The following is a 17,609-nucleotide window of genomic DNA, read 5'->3' on the forward strand; positions in this document are numbered from 1 at the left end:
GCCGATGTCGACGCGACCATCAGGAGGATCGATGAAGTTCCGCAGCCCGAAGAAGCTGATCTCGAAGGCCACCGCCTCGCACGCAGGCCGAATCACTCTGGCCGCCGTGCCGGTCGGCATCGTCGCCGCCGTGCTCATGGGCGGTGTCGCCCAGGGCCAGGTCCCGGTGTCTTTCGCCGTGTCCGGAAGCCAGTTCCAGATCAGCGCGAGCCTGCTCGAGGGCACCGGGTTCTCGCAGTACGCGGGTGTCACGAAGGACACCGAGGGCGGGGAGCACAGCGTCGCGATCGCGAACATCAAGAGCGCCACGCTCGCCGACCTCTGCCAGTCGGTGGTCTCCGAGACCCCGCTCGGCAAGGTGGGCGTGCTCATCAAGGCCGGTGGGGGCGGCAACCCCGCCAGCGCCTCCGACCTTCAGATCGGCATGACCGGCCTGAAGGGCGACGCGTCCTTCGGCAAGATCCGCATCGGCGTGGACGCGTCGACCGTGAACACCGAGTCGAAGGGCACCGCGGGCGACTTCGCCCAGGACGCCGACTCGGTCACCATCAAGAACCTGCAGCAGACCGCATGGAGCACCCAGGCGTCCGTCTTCACCCTCACGGGCATGACGCTGGAGCTCACGGACGGATCGCAGGGATGCTTCTGAGCGACGAGTTCGCTGAGTCCTCGGAGACGGCCATGACGGATGCCCAGCACGCGCCCGCCGAGTCGGGATTCCGTCACTGGCGGCGGCAGCGCCCCCTGATCGGCGGGGTGCTGCTGGTCGTGTCCGGCATCGAGATGTTCTTCTCCGGGCAGCTGGACTTCGGCGAGCTGCACATCCAGCTGGGCATCGAGGGTCTGCAGGCCACGATCATCCCCATCCTGCTGGTGCTGCTCGGCGTGCTGGCCGTGCTGATGCCCGCCCATCACGTCTTCTACGGCGTCATCGCGCTGGCCGTCGCCCTGTACTCGCTCGTGGGAGTGAACCTCGGCGGATTCGTCGTCGGGATGCTGCTGGGCTGCATCGGCGGCATCCTCGTCGTCGCCTGGATGCCCGGCAGGCTGACGCGCCGCGAGAGGCGCGCGGCGCGCCGGGACGGGCAGGTCGAGGAGCAGGACGCATGATCCGTCGCCCCGCCCGCGCCGCCTTCGCGGCGGCCGCGCTGTGCGCGCTGGTGACCCCGCTGCTGATGGGCGCGGCGGTGCCGACGGCGGTGCGGCCGGCACTGTGCATCCCGCTCATCTGGTGCCCGGCACCGACGCCGAGCCCGACTCCGAACCCCACACCGACGACGCCGGGGACCGGTGGTCAGCCGGGCATCCCGCTGCCGGGGCTGCCGCTGCCCGGCGATCCCGGCACGCAGACACCGGATGCCGGTCAGCCGACGCAGCCCGCACCGGACGCGAGCGCGACGCCGGCGCCCGCCGTGCCGGACGAGAGCGCGCCCGTGTTCACGAAGACCCCGGCGCAGATGGCCTCCAAGGGGCTGTCCTTCACAGGACTGAAGTCGATCGGCCTGGTCACCGTCCCGACCGTCGACGGGGACCGCATCCGCGTCCTGAAGATCAGCGCGGACACGATCACGATCACCGGCTTCTCGCTCTCCGTGCGTCCGCCGGAGCACGACGGTCTGGTCACCGACGCCGACACCATGTCGCTCAAGGGCGACGTCACCGTGTACCTCGGGTCGCTGACCGCGACCGGCCAGGACGGCCAGACCCTGCTCACCTTCGGGTTGGACACGCCCCCGTCGCTGGACGACGTCGAACCAGGCCTGCTGCACGTGCAGATGGGGCTGGTGGGAACGATCGCGGACTCGATCAGCTACACGAACACCGACCAGCGGATGGTCGCGAAGAAGTGAGCCGGCGGATGTCGGTGGTGTGCATCAGACTCGCAGTATGAGCATCGAGGTGCGTCCCGCGACGGAGTTCGACGACGTCGCCGCCGTCGTCGGCCCCAGGAATCCCGCATCCAACGTGTGCTTCTGCCTGAACTACCGGCTGGGCAGCACCGAGGCCAGGAAGCTGCGTGAACCGGATAGGTCCGCGAAGGTCAGGGAGCTCTGCCGGCAGGATCCGCCTCCCGGAGTGATCGCCTATCAGGAGGATCAGCCGGTCGGCTGGGCTGCGCTGCACCCCCGGCGCGAGACGAGTTTCGCGCGCAATCGCCTGATCCCGCACGTCGACGATCTGGACGTGTGGTCGCTGTGGTGCTTCCGCGTGCGTCCGGGGCATCGTGGCCAGGGCGTGATGCACGCACTGCTCGAGGGGGCGGTGGCGTACGCACGGGAACGCGGTGCTCCTGCAATCGAGGGCTATCCGGTCGACAACGGCGGCGATGCGGTGAACCTCACCATGGCGTACGTCGGCACCCGCGCACTGTTCGAGAGCGCGGGATTCGAGAAGGCCGCCGACACCGGATCGGTGCTGGACGGCTTCCCCCGCGTGCTGATGCGGCTGGACCTCAGCGCTTGACGCGTCCGCCGCGGAAATGCGCGGGATCGTCCTCCGCCATCGCCAGCGCGATCCTGCGCACATGCGCGTCGTCGACGTCGCCCATGGCGGCGAGGTCGTAGAAGCCGACCTCGGTGAGCTCGCCGTCCGCCGGATGCGGGTCGCCGGACACCCACGTGCACCGGAAGACGATGTCGGTGTAGTCCACCTGGTCGCCGTTGGCGTACGTGATCCTCGGCAGCTGATGCACCAGGGCCAGCCGATCCACCGACACGACGACCCCGGCCTCCTCCAGGCACTCCCGTGCGGCGGCATCCGCCGGTTCCTCGCCGGGCTCCACGATGCCGGCGATGCACTGCCAGGCGCCGTTGTCGGCGCGCTTGCCGAGCAGCACCTTCTCGTCGCGGAACACCACGGCAGTGGTGCCGACGAGGGGGAGCGGAGCGTGTCCGATGTGCTCGCGCAGCGCGAGGACGAAGTCGGGAGTGGCCATGGGCTCAGCGTATCGGGAGCGGCCGGCACGGCCGCATGCCCGGGTGTCGGAGGCGCCCGTAGACTCGATGCATGGCCTCCGACTCCTTCGTGCACCTCCATGTCCACAGCGAGTACTCCATGCTGGACGGTGCGGCGAAGATCGGAGCGATGACGCAGGCCGCGGCCGAGTACGGGATGCCGGCGATCGCGGTCACCGACCACGGGAACACGTTCGCGGCGTTCGAGTTCTACAACGCTGCGAAGAACGCGGGCATCAAGCCGATCATCGGTCTCGAGGCGTACATGACGCCGGGCACGCACCGCAGCGACAAGACCCGCGTGTCGTGGGGATCGCCGGATCAGAAGAGCGACGACGTCTCCGGATCGGGCGCTTACACCCACATGACGATGTGGAGCGAGACGACGCAGGGCATGCACAACCTGTTCCGCATCAGCTCGCGATCGAGCATGGAGGGCTACTACTTCAAGCCGCGCATGGACCGCGAGCTGCTGCAGACCTACGGCAAGGGGCTGATCGCCACCACCGGATGCCCGTCGGGCGAGGTGCAGACCAGGCTCCGCCTCGGGCAGTACGACGCGGCGCGGGCCGCTGCGGCGGAGTTCCAGGACATCTTCGGCAAGGAGAACTTCTTCGCGGAGATCATGGACCACGGGCTCTCGATCGAGCGCCGTGTGATGACCGACCTGCTCCGGCTGGCCAAGGACCTGAACATCCCGCTGGTCGCGACCAACGACTCGCACTACACGCACCAGCACGAGGCCGATGCGCACGAGGCGCTGCTGTGCGTGCAGTCCGGTTCGACCATGGACGACCCAAACCGGTTCAAGTTCGACGGCGACGGGTACTACATCAAGACCGCGCAGGAGATGCGCCAGCTGTTCCGCGACCACCCCGAGGCGTGCGACAACACGCTGCTGATCGCCGAGCGCTGCGAGGTCGAGTTCGACACCTCGGCGAACTACATGCCGAAGTTCCCGGTTCCCGACGGAGAGACCGAGGACAGCTGGCTGGTCAAGGAGGTCGAGGCGGGACTGCGCTACCGGTACCCGGGCGGCATCCCCGACAAGGTGCGCAAGCAGGCGGAGTACGAGCTCGGCGTCATCCTGCAGATGGGCTTCCCCGGCTACTTCCTCGTCGTCGCGGACTTCATCAACTGGGCCAAGGACAACGGCATCCGCGTCGGACCGGGCCGAGGCTCGGGAGCCGGCTCGATGGTCGCCTATGCGATGAGGATCACCGACCTCGACCCGCTCGAGCACGGCCTCATCTTCGAGCGCTTCCTCAACCCCGACCGCGTCTCGATGCCCGACTTCGACGTCGACTTCGACGACCGCCGTCGTGGCGAGGTCATCGAGTACGTCACCGAGAAGTACGGTTCCGAGCGCGTCTCGCAGATCGTCACCTACGGCACGATCAAGTCCAAGCAGGCGCTCAAGGACGCCGGCCGCGTGCTCGGGTTCCCGTTCAGCATGGGCGACCGTCTCACCAAGGCGATGCCTCCCGCCGTGATGGGCAAGGACATGCCGCTGAGCGGCATGTTCGACTCCGCGCACCCGCGCTACAAGGAGGCCAGCGAGTTCCGGGCCCTGATCGAGACCGATCCCGAGGCGAAGACCGTCTTCGATCGTGCGCTGGGCCTGGAGGGGCTGAAGCGTCAGTGGGGCGTGCACGCGGCGGGCGTGATCATGTCCTCGCACCCCCTGCTCGACATCATCCCGATCATGAAGCGCGAGCAGGACGGCCAGATCGTCACGCAGTTCGACTACCCGTCGTGCGAATCGCTGGGCCTGATCAAGATGGACTTCCTGGGGCTGCGCAACCTCACGATCATCTCCGACGCACTCGACAACATCCGCACGAACAGGGGGGAGGAGCTCGACCTCGAGCACCTCGCGCTGGACGACCGCCCTGTGTACGATCTGCTGGCCCGTGGTGACACGCTCGGCGTGTTCCAGCTCGACAGCCCGCCGCTGCGCTCCCTCATGCGCCTGATGAAGCCGGACAACTTCGGTGACATCTCGGCATTGATCGCGCTCTACCGGCCGGGCCCCATGGGTGCCAACTCGCACACCAACTACGCCCTGCGCAAGAACGGGCTGCAGGAGATCACGCCGATCCACCCGGAGCTGGAGGAACCGCTCAAGGACATCCTGCAGGAGTCCTACGGCCTGATCATCTATCAGGAGCAGGTCATGGCCATCGCGCAGAAGGTCGCCGGGTTCAGCCTCGGCCAGGCGGACATCCTGCGGCGCGCCATGGGCAAGAAGAAGAAGTCCGAGCTGGACAAGCAGTACGAGGGCTTCTCCGGCGGCATGAAGGAGCGCGGTTACGGCGAAGGCGCCATCAAGGCGCTGTGGGACATCCTGCTCCCGTTCTCGGACTATGCATTCAACAAAGCCCACTCGGCCGCATACGGATTGGTCTCGTACTGGACCGCCTACCTCAAGGCGCACTATCCGGCCGAGTACATGGCCGCGCTGCTGACCAGTGTCGGCGACTCGAAGGACAAGATGGCGCTGTACCTCAACGAGTGCCGCCGGATGGGCATCAAGGTGCTCCCGCCCGACGTGTCCGAGTCCATCAACTTCTTCGCCGCCGTCGGCGAGGACATCCGCTTCGGCCTCGGCGCCGTCCGCAACGTGGGCGGGAACGTGGTCGACGGGATCATCCAGGCCCGCAAGGAGGAGAAGTTCACCTCCTTCCACGACTTCCTCGGCAAGGTGCCGTTGCACGTGGCGAACAAGCGCACCGTGGAGTCGCTGATCAAGGCCGGCGCGTTCGACTCGATGGGCGACACCCGTCGTGCCCTGCTCGAGATCCACGAGGACGCCGTCGAGGCGGCCGTCGACCGCAAGCGGAACGAGGCGCAGGGCGCGATCGGGTTCGACTTCGACAGCCTCTACGACGACATGGAGGAGGCGGCGCCCGCGAAGGTGCCGGAGCGTCCCGAGTGGACCAAGAAGGACAAGCTCGCGTTCGAGCGCGAGATGCTGGGCCTGTACGTCTCCGATCACCCCCTGGCCGGGCTCGAGATGCCGCTGGCCAAGCACGCGTCGATCTCCATCCACGACCTGCTCACGTCGGAGGACCTGCAGGACGGCGATCAGGTGACCGTCGCGGGACTCGTCACGAGCGTGCAGCACCGCGTCGCCAAGGCCAGCGGCAACCCGTACGGCATGATCACCGTCGAGGACTTCAACGGCGAGGTGACGGTCATGTTCATGGGCAAGACCTACACCGAGTACCAGCACGTGCTGCAGCAGGACGCGATCCTCGCGGTGCGCGGACGGGTCTCACGCCGCGATGACGGGCTGAATCTGCACGCGCAGTCGGCTTTCGCACCCGACGTCGGCTCCTTCGACGCGGCGGGGCCGCTGTCGCTCCAGGTCGCCGAGCAGCGCGCCACTGAGCGGACCATGATCGACCTCGCTGAGGTGCTCCGCCGCCACGCCGGCGAGACCGAGGTGCTCCTCCGCGTGCATCGCGGCGGATCGGCGAAGGTGTTCGAGGTCCCGATGCCGGTGACCGTCTCCGCCGACCTGTTCGGCGACCTGAAGTCGCTGCTCGGCCCGACCTGCCTGGGCTGAGCGGCGGTCATGCGATGACACCGCTCCCAGCTTCCCCCGGCAGGTCTGGGTAGGATCGTGACTCGCGTGGGGACGCGACCACGACGAAAGGATCGCTCGATGAGCACCGAACACATCGGCACCGGGCCCGAAGACGTGACCGGCGGGAGCCCCTCGGACTCCGACGGAGAGCTGTGGAGCACGGACGCCGCGGCCGCAGACCGGGATCCGGTGGCGGATGAGCCCGCCTCCGAGGACGATGACGCGGTCTACTACGAGGAGCAGGTGGAGCCGGAGTACGGCATCCTCGGCTTCACGCTCCGCGAACTCATCATCGTCGGCGCCTGGGTCCTGGTCTTCGTCGTGTCCTTCTTCCCGGTGTTCGGCGGTGGCGGATCAGTGTGGACCCGCGGCATCGACTGGATCCTCACGATCGGCCTGCCCACGGTCGCCGTCTTCCTGATCGCCCTTCGCCGCTTCTCGCCCGAGGGGATCCGACGCGTGGGATCGCTCGGCATCGACCAGTTCGCCTCCGTCGCATCCTCTGTCGCAGCCGTCGCCTGGGCCCAGCTGCTCTGGCTGCAGTCCGCGGCGAGCGTCGACTCGGGCGCGTTCCTGGTCGGCTGGGTCCCGATCGTGGCGCAGCTGGCCACGCTGGCCCTGGTCGCGGCCACTGTGGCGGCGCCCCTGATCCCGCGCCTGCGCGACGACTTCGAAGGCCGGATGGAGACGCTAGCGCATCGCAACGCCAATCCCGTGCGCCCCGTGATCACCCGGCCGCGTCCTGCGGCCGTCGCCGCGCCGGCTGCGTCGGGCATGGATGCCGATGCTCCGGCGGAGCCGATCATCGAGACCGATCTCGTCATCGAGGACGACGCCGATGCCACGCGCGTCATCGAGGTGCTGCCGACCGCAGAGCCGCCCGTGACGGAGGAGCCTGCGTTCGTCCACGAGGACTCGGACGAGGTCTTCTCGCCCGCTTTCGGCGCCGAGCCGTCCCCGGAGGCGGACGCCGAGCTCGCACCGGCGTCGCCGGCCGACCCGGAGCCGCGTCAGCTCGACACCGCCTACACCGACCCGATCGGGGCACTACACGAGATCTTCGCCGCCAACGAGACCGCGGAGGAGACGGTGGCCGAGGACACGACCGTCGAGGACACGAACGGTGAGCGCGGCTTCGCGGAGAACACGACCGCGGTGCTCCCCGCGGTGGGATCGTCCTCGGACGAGCCGGCCGTCGACACCGAGGCTCCGCTGCGGCGCACCCGCAACGAGCAGGCGAGGGCCGCGGAGCACGAGACGCAGCCGTTCTGGATCCTCGCCCAGTCAGAGCGCGACGTGCTCGACGAGCACGGGCATCCGCTGTTCCGGATCGGACCCGCGGCGTGGACTCTCGTGATCGAGGACCGTGGCGGCGCCTACGTCGTACGACACGACGACGGCCGGATCGGATACCTCCACGACCTCGCAGACATCACGAAGGGCTGACATCGTGCGCACCATCGACCTCCGCGGGAAGAGCTTCTCTCCCGCGGACCTTCTCGCCGCCGTCCCGCGCGCCACTCAGGCGCGCGCCGAGGCCCTCGCCGCCGCCACGCAGATCGTCGAGGACGTGCGCTCCGGGGGAGAGGCAGCGCTGCGCGATCAGGCCGAGCGCTTCGATCGCGTGACCGGGCACGCCATCCGCGTCCCCGCCGAGCACCTCGCCGAGGCCCTGGCCTCCGTCGACCCCGAGGTGCGGGCCGCGCTGGAGACCGCGATCGAGCGAGTCCGGCGCGGATCGGCCGCCCAGGTCCCTGCGCCGCAGACCACCGACATCGGGCCGGGGGCGCGCATCACGCAGCGCTGGCAGCCGATCACCCGCGCCGGTGTGTACATCCCGGGCGGCAAGGCGCCGCTCGCCTCCAGCGTCGTCATGAACGTCGTGCCCGCCCAGGTCGCCGGCGTCACGAGCATCGCGCTCGCGTCGCCTCCGCAGGCGGGGCACGATGGCCGCGTGCACCCGACGATCCTCGCGGCCGCCGCCCTGCTGGAGGTCGAGGAGGTCTACGCGATCGGCGGCGCCGGCGCGATCGGCGCCCTCGCCTATGGCGTCTCCGAGCTCGGTCTCGACCCCGTGGACGTCGTGACCGGCCCCGGCAACAACTACGTCGCCTCGGCCAAGCGCGCCGTTGCGGGCGTCGTCGGAACCGACTCCGAGGCGGGTGCCACGGAGATCCTCATCGTCGCGGACGAGAACGCGGATGCCGATCTCGTCGCGGCCGACCTCATCAGCCAGGCCGAGCACGACGAGCAGGCCTCCGCCGTTCTCTTGACCGACTCCGCCGCCCTCGCCGAGCGCGTCGCCGAGCGGGTCACCGCGCGTGCGGAGGCCACACGCCACGCCGAGCGGGTGGCCGCGGCCCTGAGCGGACCGCAGTCCGCGATCGTTCTCGTCGACGACCGCCGGATGGCGGAGTCGTTCAGCAACGCCTACGCCCCCGAGCACCTCGAACTGCACCTGGCCGATGCTGCCGAGGCCGCGAGCCGGTTCACCAGCGCCGGCGCCGTCTTCGTCGGGGCGCAGACGCCGGTCAGCCTCGGAGACTACATGGCCGGGAGCAACCACGTCCTGCCGACCGGGGGACAGGCGCGGTACGCGTCAGGGCTGGGCGCCTACACCTTCCTCCGTCCGCAGCAGGTGATCGAGTACGACCACGATGCGCTCGCACGGGTCCGCTCCGGAGTCGTCGCGCTCGCGGACGCCGAGATCCTGCCCGCGCACGGCGAGGCCGTCGAGGCGCGATTCGCCGGGGCGTCCGGCGCGGAGCGCGCCGAGTAGGCTGGAGCATCATGCACTGCCCCTTCTGCCGGCATCCGGACTCCCGCGTCATCGACTCGCGCACGAGCGATGACGGTCTGTCGATCCGTCGTCGGCGGCAGTGCCCGGAGTGCGGAGGCCGCTTCTCGACGACCGAGACCGCGAGTCTCGTGGTGATCAAGCGCTCCGGCGTCATGGAGGCGTTCAGCCGGGACAAGGTGATCTCCGGCGTGCGCAAGGCTTGTCAGGGGCGCCCGGTGACCGAGGCCGACCTCGCCGTTCTCGCGCAGAAGGTCGAGGAGGCCATCCGTCAGACCGGGGTATCGCAGCTGGAGACGAACGAGATCGGGCTGTCGATCCTCGGGCCGCTGCGCGAGCTCGACGAGGTCGCCTATCTGCGATTCGCCAGCGTGTACCAGGAGTTCGACTCGCTGGAGGACTTCGAGCGCTCCATCAGCGAGCTGCGCGCCGATCACGCCAAGGCGGGGACGGACGCCGCGGACCGGTAATCTGGCAGGGATGTATCCGCTGCTCTTCCGCCACGTCCTGTCGCGCTTCGATCCGGAGTTCGCGCACCACGCCGCCATGGCGGTCATCCGCGTGCTCGGCGTCCCGCCGTTCTCCTGGGTGACCCGCGCGCTGACAGCGCCGTCACCGGAGCAGCAGGTGCACGCGCTCGGCCTGACGTTCCCCTCGCCGTTCGGCGTGGCAGCCGGCTTCGACAAGAACGTCGTCGGCGTGCGCGGCCTGAACGCGCTGGGCTTCGGCCACATCGAGGTCGGCACGGTGACGGCGATCCCGCAGGACGGGAATCCGAAGCCGCGGCTGTTCCGCCTCGTGCCGGACCGCGCGGTCGTCAACCGGATGGGGTTCAACAACAACGGCGCGGAGGCCGCGGAGGCGCGACTGACCAAGCTCCGCCGTCGCACCCCGCGTGCGGTGATCGGCGTGAACATCGGCAAGAGCCGCGTGGTCGCCGTCGAGGATGCGATCGCCGACTACGTGGCATCCGCCACACGCCTGGCACCGCTCGCCGACTACCTCGCCGTCAACGTCTCCTCCCCGAACACGCCCGGACTGCGCGGCCTGCAGGCCGTGGAGACCCTCGCGCCGCTGCTGCGCGCGGTGAAGGAGGCCGCGGGCGCGACGCCCCTGCTGGTGAAGATCGCGCCCGACCTGCCCGACGAGGAGATCGCCGCCATTGCACGGCTCGCCGTCGACGAGGGACTCGCCGGCATCATCTCGCACAACACCACGATCTCCCGCGACGGGCTGCGCACCGATCCGGCCGTCGTCGAGGCGGCCGGAGCCGGTGGACTCTCCGGAGCGCCCCTGAAGGAGCGCTCGCTCGAGGTCCTCGCGGTCGTCAAGGCCGCCGTCCCCGCGGACTTCTGCGTGATCGCGGTCGGCGGCGTGGAGACGGCGGACGACGTGCAGAAGCGGCTGGATGCCGGTGCGACCCTCGTACAGGGCTACACCGCGTTCCTCTACCGTGGTCCGTTCTGGGCGCGCCAGATCAACAGAGGCCTGCGCCGCTGAGCGGCACAGGCCTCGGGTGAGAGCTCTTCGTGTCAGGCGGGGTACTGACCGCGCTTGACCTGCGGCTTGGGCAGGCGCATGAAGCGCATCTGCAGGGCGCGCATCGCGGCGTACCAGCCCAGGCCCTTCTCCCGGCGCGCGGCGCCGAACTTGTCGGCTGCCTTCTTCTTCACGCGGATGCTGAGCAGAACCATGTCGCCGATGGCGAGGAGCATGTAGCCCCAGAGCGCGACCATGGCCCACAGCTGCACGTCCGCGATCGGGGTGAGGTTCAGCAGGATGACCACCAGCATGGCGGCCATCAACCACTCGGAGATGTGCCAGCCGGCGTCGACGTAATCGCGCACCCAGCGGCGCTGCGGGCCCTTGTCGCGAGCGGGGAGGTACTTGTCGTCGCCCTGCTCCATCCCGATGCGGGCCTTCTCGCGACGCGCCTGCAGGTCGGCCTTCGCGGCAGCCCTGGCCTCCTTGGTGTTCGCGACGAGGGGGCGGCGGTTCGCCGCCTCGCGCTCGGCGCGCGTCGGCGTCGCGCGGCCCTTGCCCACAGTGGGCGTCTCGGGTGCGTCGTCGTTGGCGGCGGGGGTGGCGTTGGGCACGTTCGACCTCAGTTCGGAATCGGGTTCACCTTAAGATTACTCGCATGACCTCGTCCTCATCGTCGGCTTCGCCGGCATCCGAATCCGCCGTCCTCGAAGCGGTAGCCCTCGGCATCCCCGCCGCACTCTCCGACCTCGGGAACCTCGTGCGCATCCCCGGCATCGCCTGGCCGGCCTTCGACCAGACCCAGCTGGAGCGCAGCGCGGCGGCGATCGCCGAGCTCGCGCGCGCGACCGGCGTCTTCGATGACGTGCAGGTGCTTCGCGCCCATGTCGACGACACCGAGGAGCTCGGCCAGCCGGCCGTGCTGGCCACTCGCGCCGCACGCAACGGCAAGCCCACCATCCTGCTCTACGCCCACCACGACGTGCAGCCCCCCGGGGCGGACGAGCTCTGGGACACGCCTCCGTTCGAGCCGACCGTGCGCGACGGACGCCTGTACGGGCGCGGCGCCGCCGACGACAAAGCCGGAATCATGGCGCACATCGCCTCGCTGCGTGCGGTGGCCGAGGTGCTCGGCGACGACCTGGAGCTGGGCGTCGCGCTGTTCATCGAGGGGGAGGAGGAGTACGGCTCCCGCTCCTTCGCCCGCTTCCTGCGCGACAACGCCGACGCCCTGCGTGCGGACGCCATCGTCGTGGCCGACTCCGGGAACCTGGACTCCGAGACGCCGGGACTGACGGTCTCGCTGCGCGGCAACGCGCGGTTCACGCTGCGCGTGCGCACGCTCGAGCACGCCTCGCACTCCGGCATGTTCGGCGGGGCCGTGCCGGACGCCATGATGGCGGCCGTCACGCTGCTGTCCACGCTGTGGGATGCCGACGGCGCCGTGGCCGTGGAGGGGATGACTGCCCGGGAGGGGGAGACCCCTGCCTACAGCGAGACGACGCTGCGCGATGAGACGGGCCTGCTCGCCGGCGTCTCCCCGGTCGGACGCGACGACATCCTCGGCCGGATCTGGAACAAGCCCTCGATCACAATCACCGGCATCGACGCGACGAGCGTCGCTCAGGCGTCGAACACGCTGCTGCCCGAGGTGAGCGTGGTCATCAGCGCCCGCGTCGCACCCGGGCAGGACGCGAAGGACGCCTACGCGGCGATCGAGGCGCATCTGCGCGCGCACGCGCCGTTCGGTGCCGAGCTGACCTTCACGGACGTCGACCTGGGCGACGGATTCCTCGTCGACACCTCGGGCTGGGCGGTCGAGCTCACCCGCGGGGCGATGGCCGCCGGCTACGGCAAGGACGCCGTCGATCTGGGCGTGGGCGGCTCCATCCCGTTCATCGCCGACCTCGTCCGGGAGTTCCCCGAGGCGCAGATCCTCGTGACGGGCGTCGAGGACCCGCACGCCCGCGCGCACAGCCCGAACGAGTCGCTGCACCTGGAGACGTTCCGCAACGCGGTGCGCACCGAGGCGCTGCTCCTGACCCGCATGAACAGCCGCTCCGCGGCATCCTGACGGCACCGGCGCGTGCGCGGGGAAGGCCCTCCGCGCACGCGCCGGCGGTAGGATCGAGCGTGAGCAGCCGTCCGTGCTGCACGTCTGCAAGGAGTGACATGAGCGACATCACGCTGACCGAAGAGACCACCGCCGCCCACAGCGTCTCGCTGACGGACGCGGCCGCGCAGAAGGTCAAGAGCCTGCTCGAGCAGGAGGGCCGCGACGACCTGCGTCTGCGCGTCGCCGTCCAGCCCGGCGGATGCTCCGGCCTGATCTACCAGCTCTACTTCGACGAGCGGTTCCTCGAGGGCGACGAGACCGTCGACTTCGACGGCGTCGAGGTCATCGTCGACAACATGAGCGTCCCGTACCTCGAGGGCGCCTCGATCGACTTCAAGGACACCATCTCGGAGCAGGGGTTCACCATCGACAACCCCAACGCGGCGGGCTCCTGCGCCTGCGGCGACAGCTTCCACTGAACGGTCGCCAACCTGCGTGGTTGGCGTGAATCGCATGTGAGCTTGCTCTAGACTTGAGAGCGCTCCTGTCCGAGATCTGAAAGGTGCATCGTGCCCTCGAAACGCCGCCTTCGTTGGGCCGCACTCCCTCTGGGAGTAGCGGTTGCCGTGGCCCTGGCAGGATGTTCTGCCGCTCAAACCCACGGATTCCTTCCCGGCTTCGTGGACGGTGCTCCGTCAGCCACCAACCAGACCGACCGGGTCGGCGGGCTCTGGGTGACCTCATGGGTCATCCTGCTGATCGTCGGCATCGTCACGTGGGGCCTGATGGCCTGGGCGCTGGTCATGTACCGCCGCCGCGCCGGCCAGACCGGACTGCCGGTCCAGCTGCGCTACAACATGCCGATCGAGATCCTCTACACGGTGATCCCGCTGATCCTGATCCTGGGCATGTTCTTCTTCACCGCGAAGGACCAGGCCGAGATCGAGCGGCCCTGGGCCAAGCCCGATGTGGAGATCACCGCGATCGCCAAGCAGTGGGCATGGGACTTCCAGTACGACGGTGAGGAGAAGGACAACTCCGACGCCGTCTGGACCATGGGCGTCCAGGCCGACGCCGACGCGAACGGCGACATCGATCGCTCCAAGCTGCCGACGCTGGTCCTGCCCGTCGACAAGAAGGTGACGATCGACCTCCAGTCGCGCGACGTCATCCACTCCTTCTGGATCATCGATTTCCTCTACAAGAAGGACATGTTCATCGGGAAGGACAACAGCTGGTCGTTCATCCCGACGCGCATCGGCGAGTACGACGGCAAGTGCGCCGAACTCTGCGGCGAGTACCACTCGATGATGCTGTTCAACGTCAAGGTCGTGTCGCAGGCCGACTACGACGCCTATCTGCAGACCCTTCGCGATGAGGGCAACACGGGCGACATCACCGACGCCTACGACCGCCTCGGCAATCTTCCGGGCACCGGTGCTCCGAGCACCGGCGAAGAGGAAGGGAAGTAAGTCATGACCACGACAGCTGAACCCAACATGCTGCAGGGCGTGCGCCCCACGACGATCCCGCCGCGCCAGGCCGCGCTGCTGTCCTCCACGCGCGTGGAGCAGAAGGGCAACATCGTCGTCAAGTGGATCACCTCCACCGACCACAAGACCATCGGGTACATGTACCTGATCTCCTCGGTGCTGTTCTTCCTCCTCGGCGGCGTGATGGCGCTGATCATCCGCGCCGAGCTGTTCGCGCCCGGCATGCAGATCGTGCCGACCAAGGAGCAGTACAACCAGCTGTTCACGATGCACGGCACGATCATGCTGCTGATGTTCGCGACGCCGCTGTTCGCCGGATTCGCCAACGCGGTCCTGCCGCTGCAGCTCGGTGCTCCCGACGTGGCGTTCCCGCGTCTGAACGCCTTCGCGTTCTGGCTCTTCCTGTTCGGCTCGACGATCGCGGTCGCCGGCTTCCTCACCCCGCAGGGTGCGGCCGCCTTCGGCTGGTTCGCCTACCAGCCGCTCGCGAGCGCCACGTTCTCGCCCGGCGCGGGCGGCAACCTGTGGATGCTCGGCCTCGGAATGTCCGGTTTCGGCACGATCCTCGGTGCGGTGAACTTCATCACGACCGTCATCACGATGCGCGCTCCGGGCATGACGATGTGGCGCATGCCGATCTTCTCGTGGAACACCCTGATCACGAGCCTGCTGATCCTGATGGCCTTCCCCGTGCTGGCCGCCGCGATCCTGGCCGCCGGTGCCGACCGCGTGCTCGGCTCTCACGTGTACGACCCCGCCAACGGCGGCGTCCTGCTCTGGCAGCACCTGTTCTGGTTCTTCGGCCACCCCGAGGTGTACATCATCGCGCTGCCGTTCTTCGGCATCGTCTCGGAGATCTTCCCGGTGTTCAGCCGCAAGCCGATCTTCGGATACAAGACCCTGGTCTACGCGACGATCTCGATCGCGGCCCTGTCCGTGGCCGTGTGGGCGCACCACATGTACGTCACCGGCGGCGTGCTCCTGCCGTTCTTCTCGCTGATGACGATGCTCATCGCGGTGCCGACGGGCGTGAAGATCTTCAACTGGATCGGCACGATGTGGCGAGGGTCGATCACCTTCGAGACTCCGATGGTGTTCTCGCTGGGCTTCCTCGTGTCCTTCGTCTTCGGTGGACTCACTGGCGTGATCCTGGCATCGCCGCCGCTGGACTTCCACCTCAGCGACTCGTACTTCGTCGTCGCGCACTTCCACTACGTGGTGTTCGGCACCGTCGTGTTCGCCATGTTCGCCGGGTTCTACTTCTGGTGGCCGAAGTGGACGGGCCGGATGCTGAACGAGCGCCTCGGCTACATCCACTTCTGGATGCTGTTCATCGGCTTCCACATGACCTTCCTCGTGCAGCACTGGCTGGGCGTCGACGGCATGCCGCGCCGTTACGCGGACTACTCCACGTACGACGGCTGGGAGTGGGGCAACCAGGTCTCCACCATCGGTGCGATCATCCTGGGCGCCTCGATGCTGCCGTTCTTCCTGAACGTCTGGATCACCGCGCGCAAGGCGCCGAAGGTCACCGTGGACGACCCGTGGGGCTACGGCGCATCGCTCGAGTGGGCGACGTCCTGCCCGCCGCCGCGCCACAACTTCACGTCGATCCCGCGCATCCGCAGCGAGCGGCCCGCCTTCGACCTGAACCACCCCGAGGCAGCCGAGCACCCGGTCGCCGCCGCAGCCGGAGAGGCGAAGTAACCCATGCGCAGCAACATCATCCTGTGGTGGATCATCGGAGTCTTCTTCCTGATCGTCGCGGGCGTCTACACGGGCTGGAGCCTGCTCGACGAGTACCACGGCAAGGTGGAGTGGGTCGGGACTGTCGCGCTGCTGTTCACGGCTTTCATGAGCGCCATGATCGCTGTGTACCTTCGCAAGACGTACAAGGCCCAGGGCGGCGAGCTGCCCGAGGACGTGCTCACGGCGGACATCGATGACGGTGACCCCGAGCTGGGCGAGTTCAGCCCGTGGTCCTGGTGGCCGCTGGTGCTCGCAGGCTCCGCCGGGGTCTTCATCGTCGGCCTGGCGGTCGGTCAGTTCCTCCTCCCGATCGGCCTCGCCATCTTCGTCGTGGCCATCGTCGGCTGGGTGTACGAGTACTACCGCGGTCACTTCGCCCGCTGATCCTCCATCACACGCTGAGGGGCCTCCCGGACTTTCCGGGAGGCCCCTCAGCGTTTCTGCTCGTGTGTGCTCAGGCCCGCGTGCGGACGCGGGGAACGCCGGTGAGCGGGTCGACGGGACGGCGGTGCACACCGTCGTGGTCCTCGACGGGGTAGCCCTCCCGCACCCAGTACTCGAACCCGCCGATCATCTCGCGCACCGCGTAGCCGAGCTTCGCGAACTCGAGTGCGCCCTTGGCCCCGGCGTTGCATCCGGGGCTCCAGCAGTACACGACGACCTCCGACCCGGCGGGGATCTCCTTGGGTGCGCGCTCCGCGATCTCCCGGTAGTGCATGTGCACGGCGCCGGAGACGCGTCCCTGCGCCCATGCCTCGTCGGAGCGCACGTCGACCACCGTCACCTGCTCTCCGGCCTTCAGCGCGGCGTACAGGTCGCTCGCGTCGGTCTCGTGGGCGAGCTTGGCTTCGAAATAGGCGGTGCGGTCCATGAGGCTCAGACTACGCGGCCGCCTGCCGCGGCGATCTCAGATGACGGAGTCCGTGAGGGACGCCGTCATCTGCACGCGGCGGCCGTACTCGAGCAGGCCCAGGCGCTCCTCCACAGCCACGAAACTGCGCAGGGCCTCACTGTCGGGCTCGGTCTCGATGAAGCCGCAGGAGGCGTAGAACGGGGCGTTCCAGGGCACATCGGCGTAAGTGCGGAGCGTCATGTCGTCGTGTCCGCGCCGTGCCGCCTCATCCATGGCCGCGCGCACCAGGATGCGTCCGATGCCGCGTCGCGCGTACCGGGGGAGGACCGACACCTGCTCCAGGTGGGCATGCCCGGCGAGGTCCAGGACGTGCACGAAGCCCGCCGGGGTGCCCTCGTGCTCGGCGATGAGCAGGAAGCCGGGCAGCGCGAGACGTTCGGCCGCGGCATCCGGGGCCGGCCAGTCCGTCGCCCGGAAGAGGCTGACGAGCAGCTGATCGGCGGCCTCCTCGATCTCCTCGATGCCGGCGGCATCCTCATCGACGGCGGGACGGATGCGAACGGACATGTCCTCCAGCGTATCGAGGCGCCGACACGACTGAGGCCCCCGTCCATGGGACGGGGGCCTCAGTTC

At 68.7% G+C, this 17,609-nt stretch carries 18 protein-coding genes; 14 read left to right on the forward strand and 4 right to left on the reverse strand.

The features are described 5' to 3' along the window. The first annotated feature begins 31 nt into the window (after window positions 1-31). Genes ACTJJ4_RS00500 through ACTJJ4_RS00515 form a run of 4 tightly spaced genes read left to right on the forward strand, consistent with a single transcriptional unit; the run spans window position 32 to window position 2,463 of the window. Window positions 32-649, forward strand: a complete 618-nt coding sequence (locus ACTJJ4_RS00500; RefSeq protein ID WP_285630123.1) for a DUF6230 family protein — start codon at window positions 32-34, stop codon at window positions 647-649. Beyond that, window positions 640-1,110 (forward strand): DUF6114 domain-containing protein, encoded by a 471-nt coding sequence (locus ACTJJ4_RS00505; protein WP_440941576.1) that lies wholly within the window; start codon window positions 640-642, stop codon window positions 1,108-1,110. The genes ACTJJ4_RS00500 and ACTJJ4_RS00505 overlap by 10 nt, the downstream gene beginning before the upstream one ends. Further along, window positions 1,107-1,850: a hypothetical protein gene (locus ACTJJ4_RS00510; RefSeq protein ID WP_440941577.1), complete on the forward strand. Its 744-nt coding sequence runs from the start codon at window positions 1,107-1,109 to the stop codon at window positions 1,848-1,850. The genes ACTJJ4_RS00505 and ACTJJ4_RS00510 overlap by 4 nt, the downstream gene beginning before the upstream one ends. A gap of 37 nt (window positions 1,851-1,887) precedes the next feature. Next, window positions 1,888-2,463, forward strand: a complete 576-nt coding sequence (locus ACTJJ4_RS00515) for an N-acetyltransferase family protein (RefSeq protein ID WP_440941578.1) — start codon at window positions 1,888-1,890, stop codon at window positions 2,461-2,463. On the opposite strand, the gene ACTJJ4_RS00520 is transcribed toward ACTJJ4_RS00515, so the two are convergent. Then, window positions 2,453-2,935, reverse strand: a complete 483-nt coding sequence (locus ACTJJ4_RS00520; protein ID WP_292703694.1) for an NUDIX hydrolase — start codon at window positions 2,933-2,935, stop codon at window positions 2,453-2,455. The genes ACTJJ4_RS00515 and ACTJJ4_RS00520 overlap by 11 nt on opposite strands. A 71-nt stretch (window positions 2,936-3,006) precedes the next feature. Here ACTJJ4_RS00520 and dnaE point away from each other — a divergent pair, with 71 nt between their 5' ends. From dnaE to ACTJJ4_RS00545, 5 genes are all read left to right on the forward strand, one after another. Further along, a complete protein-coding gene (dnaE, locus tag ACTJJ4_RS00525) occupies window positions 3,007-6,525 on the forward strand; it encodes a DNA polymerase III subunit alpha (protein WP_440941579.1) in 3,519 nt (1,172 codons plus the stop codon). A gap of 99 nt (window positions 6,526-6,624) precedes the next feature. Continuing rightward, window positions 6,625-7,992 carry a hypothetical protein gene (locus tag ACTJJ4_RS00530; protein WP_440941580.1) on the forward strand — a complete coding sequence of 456 codons (1,368 nt, stop codon included), beginning with the start codon at window positions 6,625-6,627 and terminating at the stop codon, window positions 7,990-7,992. Between the two features lies 1 nt (window position 7,993). Beyond that, entirely contained in the window at window positions 7,994-9,325 is a 1,332-nt protein-coding gene (hisD, locus tag ACTJJ4_RS00535; protein WP_440942792.1) for a histidinol dehydrogenase, read from the forward strand. An 11-nt stretch (window positions 9,326-9,336) separates the two neighbouring features. After that, on the forward strand, window positions 9,337-9,813 hold the full coding sequence (nrdR, locus tag ACTJJ4_RS00540; RefSeq protein ID WP_285630141.1) for a transcriptional regulator NrdR: 477 nt from the start codon (window positions 9,337-9,339) through the stop codon (window positions 9,811-9,813). Between the two features lie 10 nt (window positions 9,814-9,823). Further along, entirely contained in the window at window positions 9,824-10,843 is a 1,020-nt protein-coding gene (locus ACTJJ4_RS00545) for a quinone-dependent dihydroorotate dehydrogenase (RefSeq protein WP_440941581.1), read from the forward strand. 32 nt (window positions 10,844-10,875) lie between these two features. Here the strand turns inward: ACTJJ4_RS00545 and ACTJJ4_RS00550 are convergent, their stop codons facing one another. Continuing rightward, window positions 10,876-11,439 carry a DUF3043 domain-containing protein gene (locus ACTJJ4_RS00550; protein ID WP_440941582.1) on the reverse strand — a complete coding sequence of 188 codons (564 nt, stop codon included), beginning with the start codon at window positions 11,437-11,439 and terminating at the stop codon, window positions 10,876-10,878. 44 nt (window positions 11,440-11,483) lie between these two features. On the opposite strand from ACTJJ4_RS00550, the gene ACTJJ4_RS00555 reads away from it, so the two are divergent. The 5 genes from ACTJJ4_RS00555 (at window position 11,484) to ACTJJ4_RS00575 (ending at window position 16,507) form a co-directional block, all read left to right on the forward strand. Next, window positions 11,484-12,899 carry a dipeptidase gene (locus tag ACTJJ4_RS00555; protein WP_440941583.1) on the forward strand — a complete coding sequence of 472 codons (1,416 nt, stop codon included), beginning with the start codon at window positions 11,484-11,486 and terminating at the stop codon, window positions 12,897-12,899. A 98-nt stretch (window positions 12,900-12,997) separates the two neighbouring features. Next, a complete protein-coding gene (erpA, locus tag ACTJJ4_RS00560; RefSeq protein WP_285630150.1) occupies window positions 12,998-13,360 on the forward strand; it encodes an iron-sulfur cluster insertion protein ErpA in 363 nt (120 codons plus the stop codon). A 90-nt stretch (window positions 13,361-13,450) separates the two neighbouring features. Beyond that, on the forward strand, window positions 13,451-14,353 hold the full coding sequence (ctaC, locus tag ACTJJ4_RS00565; protein WP_440941584.1) for an aa3-type cytochrome oxidase subunit II: 903 nt from the start codon (window positions 13,451-13,453) through the stop codon (window positions 14,351-14,353). Window positions 14,354-14,356: 3 nt separating this feature from the next. Then, window positions 14,357-16,081, forward strand: a complete 1,725-nt coding sequence (ctaD, locus tag ACTJJ4_RS00570; RefSeq protein ID WP_440941585.1) for an aa3-type cytochrome oxidase subunit I — start codon at window positions 14,357-14,359, stop codon at window positions 16,079-16,081. A gap of 3 nt (window positions 16,082-16,084) precedes the next feature. Then, the gene (locus tag ACTJJ4_RS00575) at window positions 16,085-16,507 is read left to right on the forward strand and encodes a cytochrome c oxidase subunit 4 (protein ID WP_292703671.1); all 423 of its coding nucleotides are present in this window, start codon (window positions 16,085-16,087) and stop codon (window positions 16,505-16,507) included. Between the two features lie 70 nt (window positions 16,508-16,577). On the opposite strand, the gene ACTJJ4_RS00580 is transcribed toward ACTJJ4_RS00575, so the two are convergent. Together ACTJJ4_RS00580 and ACTJJ4_RS00585 are read right to left on the reverse strand one after the other, a co-directional pair. Next, window positions 16,578-16,994: a rhodanese-like domain-containing protein gene (locus ACTJJ4_RS00580; RefSeq protein ID WP_440941586.1), complete on the reverse strand. Its 417-nt coding sequence runs from the start codon at window positions 16,992-16,994 to the stop codon at window positions 16,578-16,580. Between the two features lie 36 nt (window positions 16,995-17,030). After that, the gene (locus ACTJJ4_RS00585) at window positions 17,031-17,606 is read right to left on the reverse strand and encodes a GNAT family N-acetyltransferase (RefSeq protein WP_440942793.1); all 576 of its coding nucleotides are present in this window, start codon (window positions 17,604-17,606) and stop codon (window positions 17,031-17,033) included. Window positions 17,607-17,609: the final 3 nt, after the last annotated feature.

This window comes from Microbacterium sp. 22195, assembly GCF_052056515.1.
GTDB lineage: Bacteria > Actinomycetota > Actinomycetes > Actinomycetales > Microbacteriaceae > Microbacterium.

Excerpts from the sequence above, each read along its gene's own strand:
- ACTJJ4_RS00510 (WP_440941577.1), top strand. The coding sequence starts at position 1,107 with ATGATCCGTCGCCCCGCCCGCGCCGCCTTCGCGGCGGCCGCGCTGTGC.
- erpA (WP_285630150.1), top strand. The coding sequence starts at position 12,998 with ATGAGCGACATCACGCTGACCGAAGAGACCACCGCCGCCCACAGCGTC.
- ACTJJ4_RS00575 (WP_292703671.1), top strand. The coding sequence starts at position 16,085 with ATGCGCAGCAACATCATCCTGTGGTGGATCATCGGAGTCTTCTTCCTG.
- dnaE (WP_440941579.1), top strand. The coding sequence starts at position 3,007 with ATGGCCTCCGACTCCTTCGTGCACCTCCATGTCCACAGCGAGTACTCC.
- ACTJJ4_RS00515 (WP_440941578.1), top strand. The coding sequence starts at position 1,888 with ATGAGCATCGAGGTGCGTCCCGCGACGGAGTTCGACGACGTCGCCGCC.
- ACTJJ4_RS00530 (WP_440941580.1), top strand. The coding sequence starts at position 6,625 with ATGAGCACCGAACACATCGGCACCGGGCCCGAAGACGTGACCGGCGGG.
- ACTJJ4_RS00500 (WP_285630123.1), top strand. The coding sequence starts at position 32 with ATGAAGTTCCGCAGCCCGAAGAAGCTGATCTCGAAGGCCACCGCCTCG.
- ACTJJ4_RS00555 (WP_440941583.1), top strand. The coding sequence starts at position 11,484 with ATGACCTCGTCCTCATCGTCGGCTTCGCCGGCATCCGAATCCGCCGTC.
- ctaD (WP_440941585.1), top strand. The coding sequence starts at position 14,357 with ATGACCACGACAGCTGAACCCAACATGCTGCAGGGCGTGCGCCCCACG.
- ACTJJ4_RS00580 (WP_440941586.1), bottom strand. The coding sequence starts at position 16,994 with ATGGACCGCACCGCCTATTTCGAAGCCAAGCTCGCCCACGAGACCGAC.
- ACTJJ4_RS00505 (WP_440941576.1), top strand. The coding sequence starts at position 640 with ATGCTTCTGAGCGACGAGTTCGCTGAGTCCTCGGAGACGGCCATGACG.
- ACTJJ4_RS00520 (WP_292703694.1), bottom strand. The coding sequence starts at position 2,935 with ATGGCCACTCCCGACTTCGTCCTCGCGCTGCGCGAGCACATCGGACAC.
- nrdR (WP_285630141.1), top strand. The coding sequence starts at position 9,337 with ATGCACTGCCCCTTCTGCCGGCATCCGGACTCCCGCGTCATCGACTCG.
- ACTJJ4_RS00545 (WP_440941581.1), top strand. The coding sequence starts at position 9,824 with ATGTATCCGCTGCTCTTCCGCCACGTCCTGTCGCGCTTCGATCCGGAG.